The 16,229-nt window shown below is 40.0% G+C and carries 14 protein-coding genes; 1 reads left to right on the forward strand and 13 read right to left on the reverse strand.

What is annotated here, in order from left to right; all coding sequences use genetic code 11:
• The first annotated feature begins 43 nt into the window (after positions 1 to 43).
• A complete protein-coding gene (locus HOD97_05180; GenBank protein MBT4280990.1) occupies positions 44 to 988 on the forward strand; it encodes a hypothetical protein in 945 nt (314 codons plus the stop codon).
• Here HOD97_05180 and HOD97_05185 read toward each other — a convergent pair.
• The 13 genes from HOD97_05185 to lepA all read right to left on the reverse strand — a co-directional run bounded on the left by HOD97_05185 (position 947) and on the right by lepA (position 16,206).
• Positions 947 to 1,372, reverse strand: a complete 426-nt coding sequence (locus tag HOD97_05185; protein ID MBT4280991.1) for an acyl-CoA thioesterase — start codon at positions 1,370 to 1,372, stop codon at positions 947 to 949. The two genes, HOD97_05180 and HOD97_05185, sit on opposite strands and share 42 nt — an antisense overlap.
• The gene (locus HOD97_05190) at positions 1,369 to 2,328 is read right to left on the reverse strand and encodes an acetyl-CoA carboxylase carboxyltransferase subunit alpha (protein MBT4280992.1); all 960 of its coding nucleotides are present in this window, start codon (positions 2,326 to 2,328) and stop codon (positions 1,369 to 1,371) included. Before HOD97_05190 ends, HOD97_05185 begins: the two co-directional genes overlap by 4 nt.
• 1 nt (position 2,329) lies before the next feature.
• The gene (locus HOD97_05195) at positions 2,330 to 3,211 is read right to left on the reverse strand and encodes a glycosyltransferase family 2 protein (protein ID MBT4280993.1); all 882 of its coding nucleotides are present in this window, start codon (positions 3,209 to 3,211) and stop codon (positions 2,330 to 2,332) included.
• 3 nt (positions 3,212 to 3,214) lie between these two features.
• Positions 3,215 to 3,928: a polyprenol monophosphomannose synthase gene (locus HOD97_05200; protein ID MBT4280994.1), complete on the reverse strand. Its 714-nt coding sequence runs from the start codon at positions 3,926 to 3,928 to the stop codon at positions 3,215 to 3,217.
• Positions 3,929 to 4,020: 92 nt separating this feature from the next.
• On the reverse strand, positions 4,021 to 5,031 hold the full coding sequence (locus HOD97_05205) for a DUF4837 family protein (protein MBT4280995.1): 1,011 nt from the start codon (positions 5,029 to 5,031) through the stop codon (positions 4,021 to 4,023).
• Positions 5,024 to 6,955 carry a ribonuclease R gene (gene rnr, locus HOD97_05210; GenBank protein ID MBT4280996.1) on the reverse strand — a complete coding sequence of 644 codons (1,932 nt, stop codon included), beginning with the start codon at positions 6,953 to 6,955 and terminating at the stop codon, positions 5,024 to 5,026. The genes HOD97_05205 and rnr overlap by 8 nt, the downstream gene beginning before the upstream one ends.
• Positions 6,955 to 8,148, reverse strand: a complete 1,194-nt coding sequence (locus HOD97_05215) for a BamA/TamA family outer membrane protein (protein ID MBT4280997.1) — start codon at positions 8,146 to 8,148, stop codon at positions 6,955 to 6,957. The genes rnr and HOD97_05215 overlap by 1 nt, the downstream gene beginning before the upstream one ends.
• Complete coding sequence (locus HOD97_05220) at positions 8,135 to 11,218, reverse strand: hypothetical protein (GenBank protein MBT4280998.1); 3,084 nt, start codon at positions 11,216 to 11,218, stop codon at positions 8,135 to 8,137. The genes HOD97_05215 and HOD97_05220 overlap by 14 nt, the downstream gene beginning before the upstream one ends.
• Before the next feature lie 4 nt (positions 11,219 to 11,222).
• Positions 11,223 to 11,864: a hypothetical protein gene (locus HOD97_05225; protein MBT4280999.1), complete on the reverse strand. Its 642-nt coding sequence runs from the start codon at positions 11,862 to 11,864 to the stop codon at positions 11,223 to 11,225.
• A 9-nt stretch (positions 11,865 to 11,873) separates the two neighbouring features.
• Positions 11,874 to 12,695 (reverse strand): prolipoprotein diacylglyceryl transferase, encoded by an 822-nt coding sequence (lgt, locus tag HOD97_05230; protein ID MBT4281000.1) that lies wholly within the window; start codon positions 12,693 to 12,695, stop codon positions 11,874 to 11,876.
• Positions 12,696 to 13,529, reverse strand: a complete 834-nt coding sequence (locus HOD97_05235) for a zinc ribbon domain-containing protein (protein ID MBT4281001.1) — start codon at positions 13,527 to 13,529, stop codon at positions 12,696 to 12,698.
• A gap of 47 nt (positions 13,530 to 13,576) precedes the next feature.
• Positions 13,577 to 14,302, reverse strand: a complete 726-nt coding sequence (locus tag HOD97_05240) for a CPBP family intramembrane metalloprotease (protein MBT4281002.1) — start codon at positions 14,300 to 14,302, stop codon at positions 13,577 to 13,579.
• Positions 14,303 to 14,403: 101 nt separating this feature from the next.
• The gene (gene lepA, locus HOD97_05245) at positions 14,404 to 16,206 is read right to left on the reverse strand and encodes an elongation factor 4 (protein MBT4281003.1); all 1,803 of its coding nucleotides are present in this window, start codon (positions 16,204 to 16,206) and stop codon (positions 14,404 to 14,406) included.
• Positions 16,207 to 16,229: the final 23 nt, after the last annotated feature.

The raw sequence follows: 16,229 nt of genomic DNA on the forward strand, positions 1-16,229 counted from the left end.
CAAGTTTGTGCAGGTTAGCTAATTCGTTAGGCGTCAATATTTAATGAAATCATCAAACTCGGTAGATGAAAGCGAACTAATAGATTGGCTGATTGAAGGGGATGTTTCAATCCAAATTCAGGTTCATCGAGACTTGTTGGCTGCCGCAAAACCGCACCTGCGTGATCGCATTGCCACCGAAGGTTGGGGGGCTCAATTTCTCAGTTTTAGGAAGAAGGAAGGGCATTGGGGAGATCGTTTTTATCAACCGAAATGGATTTCAACACATTACACAATTCTAGATCTAAAAAACCTTGCCATATCTCAAAATAACGAGGTCATTAGACAATCCATATCACAGGTCATACATACTCTCAAAGGGCCAGACGGCGGGATCTATCCAATCGGTGTACACAAAAAATGTGATGTCTGCTTAAACGGTATGTTTCTGAACTATGCTTCATATTTTTTAATAGATGAAGCAAACTTAAAATCAATCGTCGATTTCTTACTGAAAGAACATATGAATGATGGTGGCTTCAATTGTGAATCAAATACTAAAGGAGCAACACACAGTTCTCTGCATTCAACTATTTCTGTTATCGAAGGAATTTTGGAATATACTCAAAATGGCTATGGATATAGGCTAGACGAGCTTCAGGAATCGGAAGTGGAATCAAGAGAATTCTTGTTGCAGCACAGGTTGTTTCGATCCGACCGAACGGGAGACATTATCGATAAGAAAATGTTAATGCTTTCATATCCATCACGCTGGAGATACGATATATTACGGGCTCTGGATTATTTTCAATATACGGGAGTTAAATACGATCCTCGAATGAAGGATGCGCTAGATATACTGAAGAAAAAAAGACGGAAGGATAAAAAGTGGCCAGTTCAAGCCATGCATCCAGGACAGACCCATTTCGATATGGAGAAAACAGGAGGTCCAAGCCGTTGGAATACCCTACGAGCATTGAGAGTGCTTAAACGATTCCGCAACGCTTAACAAAACTTCCAGAATCATCTCCGGCGCCCGCATTGGGTTTCCATCGCTATTTGTAAATGCGTGTTGCGTAAATCCTGATACCAGCAATTCCTCCCCTTTCAGCACTTTGTACTCTATCCTGAGTTTTCCTTTCGGCAGCTCAGGAATCATAGTGCGCACGATAAGTTCATCTTCAAACCCGGCGCCTTTTTTATAATCCGCATGTGCTTCCACTACCGGTAGCGTCGTTCCGGAATTTTCGAGTGCGGTAACGTCCAATCCAATGGATCGAAGCAATTCCGTCCTCGCTTCTTCAAACATTTCAAAATACCGGGAATAATACACAATATTCATTTTGTCCACGTCCCGATAATACACGCGGACGGAATGGTCGTACTGAATCAATTGTTTTCCTGAAAAACGCCCATTTTTTCGTAACGGGCAATCCTGTTTTCCAAAAAGGAATTTTTGTCCACTTTTGAAAGAATTGTTAATTCTTCAAGAATGATAGATTTTAAGATGTCCGCAGTTTCCTTCGGGTTTCGGTGCGCGCCGCCGACAGGTTCGGGAACGACTCGGTCGCAAATTCCCATTTCAATCAAATCCTGAGGTGTTACTTTCATGGCGTCTGCCGCTTCGCTCGCCTTTGCAGAATCGCGCCAGAGAATGGAAGCGCATCCTTCCGGGCTGATCACGGAATACCACGTATTTTCAAGCATCAGCATTTTATCACACACGCCGATTCCAAGAGCGCCACCACTGGCGCCTTCACCTATGACGATAGTCAAAATCGGTGTTTTCAGCGCTGCCATTTTCAGAAGATTTTTCGCAATGGCTTCTCCCTGCCCGCGTTCTTCGGCGCCGATTCCCGGGTACGCGCCCGGCGTATCCACGAGGGTAACAACAGGACGATTAAATTTTTCGGCAAGTTCCATTATCCGCAGTGTTTTTCGATAGCCTTCCGGCCGCATCATACCAAAATTCCGGTATAGATTTTCTTTGGTGTTTCTTCCCTTTTGCTGTCCGATATAAAAAACAGGCACATCGCCAAGGCTTCCCAATCCGCAGACAACAGATGTATCATCCGCAAAATGCCGATCGCCGTGAAGTTCAATAAAATCCGGCGACCATTCTTTGATATAATCCAAGGTATATGGTCGTTTTGGATGACGGGCTAACTGTACCCGCTGCCATCGGCTCAAATGAGAATAAATATCCTTTAATTTTTCGTCTCGTTCGGATTTTAATTCACGGATTTTTTCAGAATCGGCACCATCTTCCCCAACCGAAGTTTCCAATGCTAAAATCCTCTCCTCAAGGTCTATCAGTGGTTTTTCAAATTCTAAAAGATAATGTGCCATGTTATGTGTAGGATCTTCTAAAAGGTGTTCTTGCCAGTCCAAAAGCAAGCTTTAGCGCCATTGCTGCATAATAGAAGATATTAAACAAAAATGGATATTCATGTGCAAAATGCTTTCGGTACAATTTGAAATAAGATCTGTGCCATTCTAAAACAGAAATATAAATATGGGATCTGCTAACTAGGGTTCCTCCCAACCCTCCCGCATGAATAATCTGAGATGTAGGTACGTAATGCACTTTCCACCCTGCTTCGGCAACGCGAATACAAAAATCGGAATCTTCTTGATAGAGGAAAAATTGTTCATCAAAATACCCAACAGTATCTCGAATTTCTTTCCGCATCATCATGCAAGATCCGGACACTCCGCCGACTTCCATTATTTCGTCCTCATTTAAATGTCCAAGATGATATCCGCTAAAAAACGCGTTTTTTCTAAAAACACGGTCTAGTTTTGTAAAATATGAAATAACGGGCCACGGGGTTGAAATTCCTCGTCTACACGATCGCTGAAAAGACAAATCTTCGTTCAGAACTTTGGGGCCGCACACGCCTGCTTCCCGGTTGGAGTTCATAAAGTCCATCAGAATGGAAAGCGAATTAGGCGGCGCGATGGTATCAGGATTAAGGACAACAATATAATCACCTTCCGCATGCGCAATGGCGTGGTTTTGCGCTCTGGCGAAACCGGCATTTTCATCATAAGGAATTATAGTAACTTCCGGAAAATCTCTCCGAATCATTTTTACCGTATCGTCCGTGGATTGGTTGTCCACAATCAGCACTTCCCAACTGGCGTTCCCAACCGCTTTGGGTAAAGTATGTAAACATTCAGACAGGCGTTTTGAACAATTCAGCGATACGATGCAAATGGAAATATCCATGTTTTACAGCAATCCGAAAATCTTGCGCAGTTTGAGTTTCCACACCATAAAAATGGCTTCAATCATAATAGCTTTAGACATCTTGGATTCTCCAATGGTGCGGTCCACAAAAATAATAGGATGCTCATGAATATTGTACCCGTTACACCACGATCTGAAGTTCATTTCAATCTGAAAAGAATACCCCTGCGAATGCACTTTTTCAAAATCAATAGAACCCAGCACTTCGCGCTTCCATGCTTTAAAACCTCCTGTGCTATCTTTCACAGGAAGCCCGGTGATTATTCGAGTATATAAATTCGCGCCGTAGCTCAACACAAGCCTTCGAATGGGCCAATTTACAACACTCACTCCGTGCACATATCGACTGCCAATTATCAAATCTGCTTCGCCTAATTTTTCAATCAAACCCGGTACATCATCCGGATTATGAGAAAGGTCAGCGTCCATTTGGACAATAATGTCGTATTCTCTTTCCAGCGCCCATTGAAATCCAAAACAATACGCGGTTCCCAAGCCAGCTTTTCCCGGACGTTTCTCAAGGTGAATATTGTTGTACTTTTTTTGAAGGCTTTCCACAAGATCACCGGTGCCATCCGGTGAATTATCGTCAATAATCAACATATGATAATCCGGATTAATCGAATTCACTTTCTGAATCAAATTTGCAATGTTCTTACTTTCGTTGTAAGTCGGAGAAATAATGAGTGTTTTCATGGATTCAGTATTTTGCTTTCAAGGTTTCATATTTCATCTTATTAATTTTTCCTGCATTTGTGACTTCGTTGCTCATAATCTATGTCAGTAAACTAATAATAACCATTTTCATCCACAAAGAAACTATGTGCCATAAAATCTAACTGTTTCAGTAATAAAGATTTATCATTCCCGGGATGGAAGACTAATAAAAATATGGCATACGTCTTGTTAGATATTCCATCATAAAACAGGTAACCTTTAAACGGACCTCCCTGCGCTTCTTCTTGATGTTCCCAAATTCCACCGTAGGTCCAAGTTGTCCAGTCATTAAACGGTTCCAATTCTGAAGAAAATTTGTATGCATTTAATTGAATAGAACCCAACATTTCTTCCGTAAAATTTCGAAAATATTGGTCGGCTGACGCAGAATCTGAAACCACAAGTCCGTCTTCCCAATGTATGGCAAACCATCGATAGGGAATGTCTCTCCCAATCCAAAATATTCCACGATCTTGATCCTCTTGTAAAATCGTATATCCCCAGGGAATTTTCATACTCCATCCGTATGCTTGTAAAATCCGTTTTTCGAGGTCTTCTTGCCGAGCATTTTCAAATAAATGTTTTTTCTGACGTTTTTCGTACAATGTTTCATAATAGCTCAAAATTTTAGAAGCTTGTTCATGTGCCCGATTCTTTATTTGCGAATAAGTTGTCCCGTTTATAAATAACACAAGCTGATCTTGAGCGAATACATTTTTTGATAAAATAAGTTGATTAGCACCGTGCATGGAATCCTCGTATTGAGATTTCGAAAGCAATGATTTAACCAATTTCGTTCCTGGATCTGAGAGGTCAGTCCCGATCGAACCAAAAACGATATTTACGTTTTGTTTAATTTTTGAATATTGATTCGGTTCGACAAAAACGAGACGATATAATGGTTCAGGTTGTGGAGTGAATAGGGTATCAGAAAAAATAATCGAAAGCACAGATCGCATTTCATTTTGTAAATCTTTTGAGCACACAACCAACAACTCATTATCTGCCCCAAGCGCATTCCGTTTTGGCAAATCGCAATTAAAGAAAAGTAAAATCAGGCACAGTGAAGTGAGTTTATTCAAGATCATCCAACATAAAATTTGCCCGCTGTTTATCAATAAGGACATCCAAAACCTTCACGTGCACTCGATCGCCTAATCTATATTCTTTTCCTGTCTTTTTTCCTCTTAAGGAGTACGACTCTTCATCATAAACAAATGAGTCTTCTTCCATGGTATCTATATAAACCAAACCTTCTGCCAGCGATTCTTTTAATCCAACAAATAACCCAAATTGCACCACACCGGAGATGACACCTTCAAATGTTTGTCCCACCTTTTGCGCAAGCCACCGAAGCTGTTTTAACTTTATATATTCTCGCTCTGCCTGAAGCGCGAGTAATTCTGCTTCATTGGACCGTTCTACGGCAGATTGAATTGCGCCGTGCCCATAGGATTCATACGATTTATCTTGAAGATTAAAACGCCTAATTAGACGGTGTGCCACCAAATCCGGATACCTCCGTATGGGCGATGTGAAATGAGTGTATTGATCAAATGCAAGTCCGAAATGTCCTCTGTTTTTCATAGAATATATCGCTTTACTCATGGTTCTAAGTGCCACATTTTCGATTAAATTACAATATGGAGAATCTTCCACTGCCAACAGAATTGCTCTAAAATCTGCTGAGGATAACTCGGTTCCTTTAGTTGGGACAGAAATTCCGAGTCTTCCAATCAAATCAAGGAATTTGCTTACATCCTCAGTATTTGGCTTATCGTGAATACGATAAATGCCACATTTTGATTTCCCAGATTTTTTAATGATAAGTTTTGCAACAGTTTGGTTTGCAATAAGCATGCATTCTTCGACAATACGGTGGCTTTGTTTTCGTTCGCTGGGTCGTATTTCGTGAGGAATTCCACCTTCTGCGATGGAAAAAACCGGTTCAGGGATATCAAAATCAATACTGCCTTTTTTGGATCTGTTTTTGAATAAAATTTCTGCAAGCGTATTTAAAAGTTTGACTTTACCGTTCAAAGGATCCGTTTCTTTACCATCTAAAATTTCCTGGACATCATCGTAAGTAAACCGTTTGTCACTTCGAATGACGGATGGAAAAATTTCATACGCTGTAACTTCACCGGATAAATCAATTTCCATGAGCGCCGTCATCGCAAGGCGGTCAACTTCCGGCCTGAGTGAGCATAAATCCGCCGAAAGTGTTTCCGGAAGCATATGGACAACCCCTTCCGTAAAATAAACGGATGTGGCTCGTTTTAGCGCTTCTCTGTCCAATTCGGAACCGGGAGTAACGAAAAAGCTAACATCCGCAATGTGTACCCCAAGTGAAAAACCATTTTTGGTTTTTTGGATACATACTGCATCGTCAAAATCTCGTGCACTCTCTGGATCAATGGTAAATGTGGTCCAATTTCGAATATCTCTGCGATTTGGGATTTCATTTTGAATGGTGTCTTCAGACATGAATTGAATAAAATCTGTTACCTTTTTCGGGAATTGAGGTCGGAAATCATATTTTGAAATGATGAGATCAAAATCATTTTCAGGATTCTTGGAATCGCCAATAACATGTGCTACTCTAGCGAAAATCGGCGAAACAGCTGTACCCCAATCCAGTACGTCAACGGTAACAATCATATTAACCTGAATCGGTTTTTTGGGATTCTTTTTTAGCTTGATACCACGTTCAGGTGTTACAGGTGAAATCGCTAAATAAAAATCTCTACCGGATTTGTATGTTGTTCCTGTAAATCGGGTCGAGTTTCTTTGAATAATCCCGGTTATCTTTCCTCGGGGATTTCCGGTGCGCTTTTGTTTTTTTAACTGCACTTTTACTTTGTCACCGTGAATGGCATCGCGAAGCTGGCGCCTGCCCACAAAAATATCCGGCTCATCATCCGGCATGAGTACAAATCCAAATCCTTTTTGAGTTACTTGCAGAATTCCTTCTTGAGTTACGTTTTGATGTTGTTTTTTATGCATTATAATAAACCTATAAATTGAATGTGAATGGTTCCATCTTCGGATGGACTATTGCCTGTACCCACTCCGTAAAATAGTTTAATAATAGCAGCATCAGATTCTTGGATTAAACCGAATCCATAGCTAACTGGATATTGATACACTTCGGAATGTAAGCCTGATTCAATGAATGCTGAAAACTGCATTCTGTTAAATAAAGCATACCGAATTTCGATGGTTGGGATAACAACCCAATCGGCTTTAAAGAAATCTTCTCTAAATCCGCGTAAAGATGCCATGCCGCCAAATTGAATTTTTTGTGACGATAAAATCTCGCCCGATTCCGAAAATATTCCCTGCCCTTTTAATCCTGCCATCCATATCCAACTTGATTTAAATGGATGAAAATATTCAGTTTCAAATTTGAAGCCGGAAATGGCAGACCTTTTATTTTCCTTTTTCTCAATACCATAATCAAAAAGAGTCTTCATTCGAAATCCAACCGTTGGAAGCCACCGATGATTTACGGAATTTTTTGATAAACCAAATACCATCATATCAGATGAAGATGATTTATAACCATTCAACAATCCATTTTCTGTGGGGTTGATTTCAGTTTTCTTTATTCCGGTATCCCATTTCCATCCGTTATTTGCATGAAAGATTGTCGAAACAGTTTTGGATCGTAATAAAGTAAACCCTTCCTGAAGATGTTCTTTCCATCCGAATTTTATCCCGATTGGGATAATTGGAAGATAGGGCTCGACAATCTGAATATCAGTGTATTGTGATGACAAATCTCTTCGGTGCCAATTGACATCAATCGTGCCGATTGTTCCCCATACATTTTCCAAATGAAGATTTAATTCGCCCTGGGATTCCCAAGTTCCTTCCGGAGTTTTACCGGTTCCAATCATTCCGGACACATGACTATCAAAATGTGGATCAAAATGAATCACAGCTGCAATTTTATTTTGATTAAATCGTGCAAGGGTAAACTGTGTTTTGTCTGAAAGAAATGGCGTATCTGTTTTGATATTATCAAATAAAATTGATGTTTCCTTTTGTACTTCAGATCCGGAAATGGGTTGAAAAATTCTGGCTTCAATAAATGGCAAAACGGTTGCCTTCGACAAAACAACAACCGAATCAATGGTGATAGATTGTCCGGTAGCAAAGGAAGCGCAGAAAAGGATGACATTAAAAATTCGCACGAATCTCTCCTCTCAAATTGATGAGATTTTCATACCGACTGTCAGATATCGTGTTTACGCTGAGATTTGCTGATAGTGAGTTAGCGAAAAGAAAATGAGCTTGAAGCTGAGTCCGAAATGTTTTCCCTAATGCAAATCCATGCAGAGCCTCAGGTGGAAGACTTGCAGTTGTTTCCTCTTTCATCCAAGAATCCGTCACAATCATTTCGCCACGCAATCTTCCTATTCGTCCAATTCTTTTTACAAATCCCACTTTTAATCCCAATGCATTTGCAATAAAATTTTGAGATTGATGCATACCAGAATCAGACCCTCCAATTATTTTGGTATTCAATTCTACTTCGGAGTTCATTTTCCATTCGGTTCCGGTTTCTATCCATCCTCCCGTTACACTGCGGTTTCGAAATTGGCTAATGGTAGATTCAATTTGATGATCCGCCCAGGATCCATTTACTGTCAAACGAAAATGTCTGTTGATAGCTTTTTTCCATTCGGAAGAAATTTCTTGGTGTTCTGTAATATCAATCCCACGGGCGTCCAAACCATTCAAATCTCTTTGGGCTAACCACGTTAATCTGCTTTGTCGTTTTCCACCAATCGGATTGCTATTAATCTCAGTCCGCACCATCCATCGGCTTCTTTCAATCGAGTTTGAACCAATGTCCGCAAAAATCCATTCCGTAGATTTTCCATTAGTCCCCGACAAATCAGCCGTCATATTCAACCGAAATTTCATACCGTGTAACTTCTCGTATCTAGTTCGATTAAAATCAATTTCAAACATCTCAGTTAGTCCGATCGCTTTCACGGAACGTCTGGTACCGGACGCAACAGCAAATCCACTGTAATTTCCATTTGGATCTTCAATAAAAGCGTCAAATTCTTCATCATATCGATATCCACCAAGACCGGCACCTATAGAATCGTACACCATGGTCCGACCGCTTCCTAACCGAGATTCCTGCTTTAGTTTCAAATCAAATCGAATCGGATGATTTGATTTCCTAAAATGCGTGCGAATGTGAGCAAGGCTAATATCCGATTCAGTATTCAATAAATTATTCTCGGTTATCCGTTTCCGAATCTGCATTGCTCCCGTCCAACCATTTTTTGATTTTCGAGACATATCTATTTCGCCAAATACTGCTTGCTGATATTCTTCCATTTTTCGAAGCAATTCTGAATATGATAAATCATTCCTAGATCCAAATCCAACTTTAAAAGAAGAAAAGTTTTGATCTAACTCCAGCCCGCCGGAGATGGTTCGCCACGAATCAAAATTCTGACGAGTTTCACTTTTATAATTCACATAAGGATGATACGACCCGGGCAGTGCTTTTATATAAATGGATTTCTGATAAAAATCCTGTTTACCTTTTACAGAATTGAAGGTTCCTTTTAACTCTGGAATCCATTTAGTTTTAGTATTCACGCCTGATTGAAATCGATTTTTATGAATATCTCCTATGGAATATTGATGGAACGATGATGAAATACTACCGTTCCATGGCAAATGAATTTCAGCACTTAATTTAGATAAAATTTCATTTCCACTTTCATTTCCTGTCATGTTCCAATCGCGATCAAACATCACATCTCTATCCCGAGTTAAGGAATAATATCGAATTCCCTGCTGCCAATTTGAGATAGAATAATCCACATCAAATCCTTTTCCAATGTTTATTTTTTCTCCTGTTAATTCAAGCAAAATGGCATTCCCAATATTATCATCATCTCCAACATTCGAAAGCCTGTTTTGATCGTATTGAGTTAAACCAATGTCCAACTTAAATAATTGGTTTTGAGTAATTGGAATTCCAGACCGCAAGTGGATTAAATTGAAATTTTCTGGCTTATGAATGGGTTTATCAGGTGAATACAAATCAATGTAATCGGTCCGATCATCCTCTAAAACAAACGAATAAAATAAGGTTCCGTTTGAAGAGATTTCCCTTGTATATGTTCCCGAAGAACGATCTAACGAAAATGTAACCCGATATCTATTTCCCGTTTCAATTCCGTCTGGATCAAACAGAAAATAATTACTTTTCATTACATAATTCCCGGCTGGATCTTCAACAGCACCGGAAATAACAACCGGCGAATCGCCTGCAGAACGCAAGAGATTTAATTCTGAATTCGAGTATAACGATCCATTGGTCGATGGATCATCAAAATCTCGAATCCAATTTACCTCGAAAATTCGACCGTCCTTTTCTAACGATAAGGATGATCCGGCTGTATTACGTCGGTAATGAAAATCCGTCGATTCAAATTCCACAAAAATATCAGAATCAGAATAAATAAGATGTTTTGGCTCAAAATAAAGTTCGCCGGTGGAATAATCTATGGTATAATCGTATTGACTTCCACGAATCAACTTTTGACCATCAAGCCAAACAATTTCCGATCCCGTAACGATGGTTTGGTATCGGATATCCCCGTTTCCTGATAAGATATACGGCCCCTGATTTCCTTCCATCCCTTTTATTTTCAACTCATGATAATTGCCCTTTGCACCCGCAAAAAATGCAGAGGCGGTTACATTATTGTATTTAAAGTTACTCTTTATACCAACTAGGTTTTTATTGATATTGAGCAACTTACCAGAATTCATTCTCAATATATAATCACCCGCTGTTATGCGAATGTTTGGATGAGAAACCGTTAAATGAACTTCATCTAAATCGCGGATAGTTTTTGTATCCCCTTGAGGACGAATCGGATTATTTTGATCAGATAAAACTCCGCTCACCTGGATATCATCTGTAAGATTTCCTTGCAATTGGAATTTTAATCCGCCTCCTACATCAGATCCCGATAAGGCCGACATGTCCATCAAACGAAAAAAAGTCCCCGAAGACAGAATTTGTTCGGTATTGGTATTCAAAGCTGAAATTTGTTTTTGTTTTAATATTTCCGGAGATCCAGTCTTGATTAATAAAGAATCAAGTTCCGGTAAAGATGCAATGAATTCCTTTATAGTGGTTGAATCAGATTTGAATTGATTCCCAGCCGAAACGCACCACGCGCACGACCATATGAGGACAAAAGAATAAAGCCGAACCATTGGTTTACTTCTCAGCAGAAAAAAGTCTGGCAGTTATAAATCTGCCAAATACGGAAAAGAAATATTCTACATCTGAGCAGGATGAAAATATAGTTATTGTGTTGATATCTGAATATGCAATGCGATCCGGACAAATGATTGGGATTGTTTGACGATTTAGATCAACAATTAATGTCCAGCTTGAAGCATGTGGATGTTTTGTCCAAATTTCGTTTCGGTCTTCAGAAAAGATAGCCAAATGACCATTCTTATTCACTGCAATTGAAGATGGATAAAATAGATTCATATCTTCAGGCAGATTGATTGGAATTGTTTGAACAAATTCAAGTCTTCGAGTGAATTGAATTATTTTATTTCCTGTGCGGTCGCACACAAAAATTGAAACACCATCAGTCACAATTCCAACCGGTTCAATAAAAGTTTCAAACCTATCGCCAAACCCTCCTGCAAATCTGGGTTCGCCATCAGTTAATTCTACGGCAACTTCCTTATTTGATTTATCCAAATGATATCGCGTTCCATCTTGTAGAATTAAAATTTGATCGGATTGGAATTCCGGTTTATCTGCAAAGATAACAGCATCAGTTAAATCTGTTGCATAGCAAAACCCGAGAATAATGAATATGGTAGAAAATATTCGGGGCATAGAAATGGGCTATGTCTGTTCCTTTGGTTGGATTTTCTTCTGATAGAATAGGAAAAAACCAATTCCAACTGCAATCATGATCAAGGAAATAACTTGCGCCCCGGAAAAGGTATTCAGTAGATATTTTGGATTTGTGCGAATAAATTCTATTGAGAAACGCTCAATTCCTGCAAGAATGAGATAAGTGAAAAAAAGGCTTCCAGCTACTTTAACAGATTTCCGTTTTTTCCAAAGAAATGCAAATATCAAAAAACCAATAATCGTTTCGTACATTTGAGTAGGATGAACCGTCAAATTTCCCGGAGCCCATCCTGAAATATCGACCCAAGGATAATAGTTTTCAAAACTGAATGTTGTTGTTGCAGGAATTCCATTTGGAAAATGCATCGCCCACGGAAGTCGGCTTGGAATCCCATAATCGTCGCCAACAAGAAAACACCCAACACGGCCAATCGCATATCCAAGAATCATCATAGGTGCAGCAACATCTGCAAATTCTAGCCAATTCAATTTATGCTTTCTAAAAACAAGCGTAACACCAAGGATTCCGCCCATGAGTCCACCTAAAAACACAAGTCCGGAACCACTAAAAATCATTCCAAAAGGATCTTCAATAACTCGACTATAATTTTCAATTAGATAATAGATTTTTGAACCCAAAATTCCGCCAATAGCAGATGCCATAATAATGTTGGACGCCAGTTCTGAATTATGCCCAAGACGTTTCAAATCTTTTGCTAAAAGGAAATAGCAAGAATAAAACGCTACAACGAGCATGAACCCGTATGAATAAATCTTGATAGGGCCAATTTCAAATAATACGGGAATCATTTATTGTTCCTTTCCGCATTTCGCGCAAAATTTATCGTTCGGCTGAACACCTGAACCGCATGATGTGCAAAACGCCTTTCCTTCGCCATGTTCTTCCCTTTTACGCTGTTGGGTAAACAATAAACCAATTATAATCGCCAATGCGCCTAAAACGGTTAGAGGCTGCCACGTTGGAAGTGTATGGCGCTGGATCGCACCCATCGACTTCGACCGATTAGGTTTTTCTCTATTTGTGTTTGTATTATTGGTATTAAGCATCGATTTTAGAAGATCAATTGTCGTTTCTCCTGAAGTATTTTGATACGAAACGACTATGGATTTGTTCGCACCGGGCTTTACATCTTTTACATGAAATCGATGAAACGTCAATCCGTGTGTATCCTGAAAAACTTCTGCACCTTTTTCCGATAAAGTAAATAACTCTGCAACCATAGGTTCTTGAATTAATATGTGTGCATCAGCAACGATTGCATCTATTTCCAGAATAACATCAAATGAAACAGAATGTCCTTTTCGCTCTACTGAATAAAAGTAGAAAATTCGGACAGAAACATTCGATTCGGGAATTACAATTTGACTTTCTCCATCAAAGGAATGGATTGCTAATAATATCGGTTCGCTCTCATCAGATTGACCTACCATAAACGCCGAGTCGGCATTGGATGGTATGACCATTGAAAATTCCGGAAACGATTGTCCCTCTAATGGTTCTACCTGAATCTCAACCATGACACCGGGAAAATAATATTCCGGATACACGGCAACATCAAATCTGCTGAAATCATTCCCGAATGCAAATATTGGGATAATGAGAAGTAAAAAACGTTTTTTCATTGTTCCATCCTTATTGGTTATTTAGACGTTAATCCTCTTCTAAAGTTTCATGAACGAGTTGCAACCTGGAAAAGGACAATCAGGTCGTAAATTGTATGGGTGTAAGCTGCAACACCAAATCCGCGAAAAACATATAATGTTCCTAGAAATATTCCTGCAGAAAACCGAATTAAAAATAAGGCTAATGTAGGCGTATCTCCAAATTCTCCAACAAAATGAAATGCTGAAAACAATGCAGATGCTAGAATTATGGCACCTACACGACTCGTTGATCGTTTCCATTGAAAAATAAATCCAAGGACGGCGACAAAAATGCTTATCAAAATGACTCGAAAAACAAATTCTTCATAGATTCCCGCTCCGATGGCAAGAACACCCTGCTGAACCAATTGGCCAAGGACAGGCGACATGAGCAACAGTGGAGTAAAAGACATAACCAAAAACAGGATACATCCCCACATAACGCTTTCCCCGAGCATTCTGAGAAGATACTCGCTTCTGACTGCTGTGGATGCCAATGCTTTTTTCTGTCGCATAAAGGCTGCCATAAATCCAATTAAAAATGCTCCGCTAAACCCATACATTCCGTACATGCCAAGCGATCCCAATACTTGCCGCATAAGTACGTCGGCACCGTTTCTTAAAACCATCAAATCATTTTTAGTTATAGCAAAAACACCGAGTTCATAGATCAAAAACAAGGGTAGCGTAAACACAAAACTGTAAAATGGTGTAGCGGTATCCTGCCAATATGTGGTTTTCTGTCTAGCCACGAAGAACGCCAATTTTCTCTAAGGGTTTTATGTCAGCCACAGAGATCACAGAGTGTACTTTAAGTTTTTCAAAATCATTTCTCTGTGTGCTCTGTCGCTCATCAATTTTTATCCAATTGCAGTACAGCAAGAAGGGCTTCCTGCGGAATTTCAACTTTGCCAATTTTTTTCATCCGCTTTTTCCCTGCTTTTTGTTTTTCCCACAATTTCCGCTTCCGTGTAATATCGCCGCCATAACACTTGGCTGTTACATTTTTTTTAAGCGCTTTTACGGTAGCGCGTGAAATAATCCGTGTACCAATAGAAGCCTGAATTGCTACTTCAAACATTTGCCTGGGAATCAGTTCTTTTAATTTTGAACAAAGAGCAACCCCTCGTTGGTAGGCTTCGTCTGAGTGAATAATAGTGGACAGCGCATCTACGGGATCACCCGCGAGAAGAATATCCAATTTCTGAAGCGTTCCTGGACGAAAATCCTGCAGCGTGTAATCCAGCGATGCGTACCCGCGGGAAGCCGATTTCAGCTTATCGTAAAAATCAAAAATGATTTCACCCAAAGGAAGATCATAATGCAACTGCGCCTTGTCCGGAGTAAGATAATCAGTATTCTTATAAATCCCCCGTTTAGATTGGCATAGTTTCATAAGTCCGCCAATGTATTCTTTGGGAGTTACAATTTCGGCAGATACGAAGGGCTCATTTATTTTATCAATTTCTCCGGAAGATGGCATTTTTGCGGGAGTGTCAACTTCCAATTCTGTTCCATCGCGAAGATTGAGCTTATACTTTACATTAGGCGTTGTTGTTACCAGTGTCAGATTAAATTCTCTTTCGAGTCGTTCTTGAATAATTTCCATATGCAGAAGTCCGAGAAATCCGCAGCGGAATCCGAATCCCATAGCTTCACTTGTTTCCGGATCAAAAATGAGCGATGCATCATTTAGCTTAAGTTTTTCAAGTGCTTGCCGAAGCTGTTCATAATCATCTGCATCCGCCGGATACATTCCCGAAAAAACCATCGGTTTCATTTCTTCATATCCCGGCAATGGCTCGGATGCGGGATTTTCTTTGGTGGTAAGAGTATCACCGGGAAGGACATGATTCACATCTCTTATATTTCCAACCACATAACCAACATCCCCGGATTTAATCTCGGCAGATTTGATTCGATTCATGATAAAATGACCGACTTCGCTAATGTCGTATTCTCTGTCGTGTGCAAAAAATCTAGCACGGTTTCCTGGTTTTAATACGCCATCCATTACTCGAACATACGCGATGGCACCCTGGTAATTATCATAGGTGGAATCAAAAATGAGGGCACGCGCCGGCGCATTTTCATTTTCTTTTGGAGCTGGTATCTGATCCACCACGGCACTCAAAAGCGCATCAATTCCTGAACCATCTTTCGCACTGGTGTGAATTATTTCCTCTGGTTTGCACCCAATGAGTTCCACAATTTGCCCGGTTACGTCTTCTATCCGAGCGCTGGGAAGATCTATCTTGTTTATGACGGGAATAATTACCAGGTCGTGTTCAATTGCCAAATACGCATTGCTTACAGTTTGCGCTTCTACACCTTGTGACGAATCCACCAATAGCAGCGCACCCTCGCACGCGGCAAGGCTTCGGCTGACTTCGTATGAAAAATCCACGTGGCCTGGCGTATCAATAAGATTAATAATATATTCGGTGCCGTCACCATGTTTGTAATGCATTTGAATCGGATGACTTTTGATGGTAATACCGCGCTCGCGCTCTAGGTCCATCGAATCCAACACTTGTGCTTTCATGTCCTTTTTGCGGAGCGTGTGGGTGACTTCTAATAGTCTATCCGCAAGCGTAGACTTGCCGTGATCAATGTGGGCGATGATGCAGAAATTTCGTATGTGGGTGGTTGACATGACTTTATTAATATTTTCGAGGT

It is taken from the genome of Candidatus Neomarinimicrobiota bacterium (genome assembly GCA_018651745.1).
Lineage (GTDB): Bacteria > Fidelibacterota > Marinisomatia > Marinisomatales > TCS55 > JAAZYX01.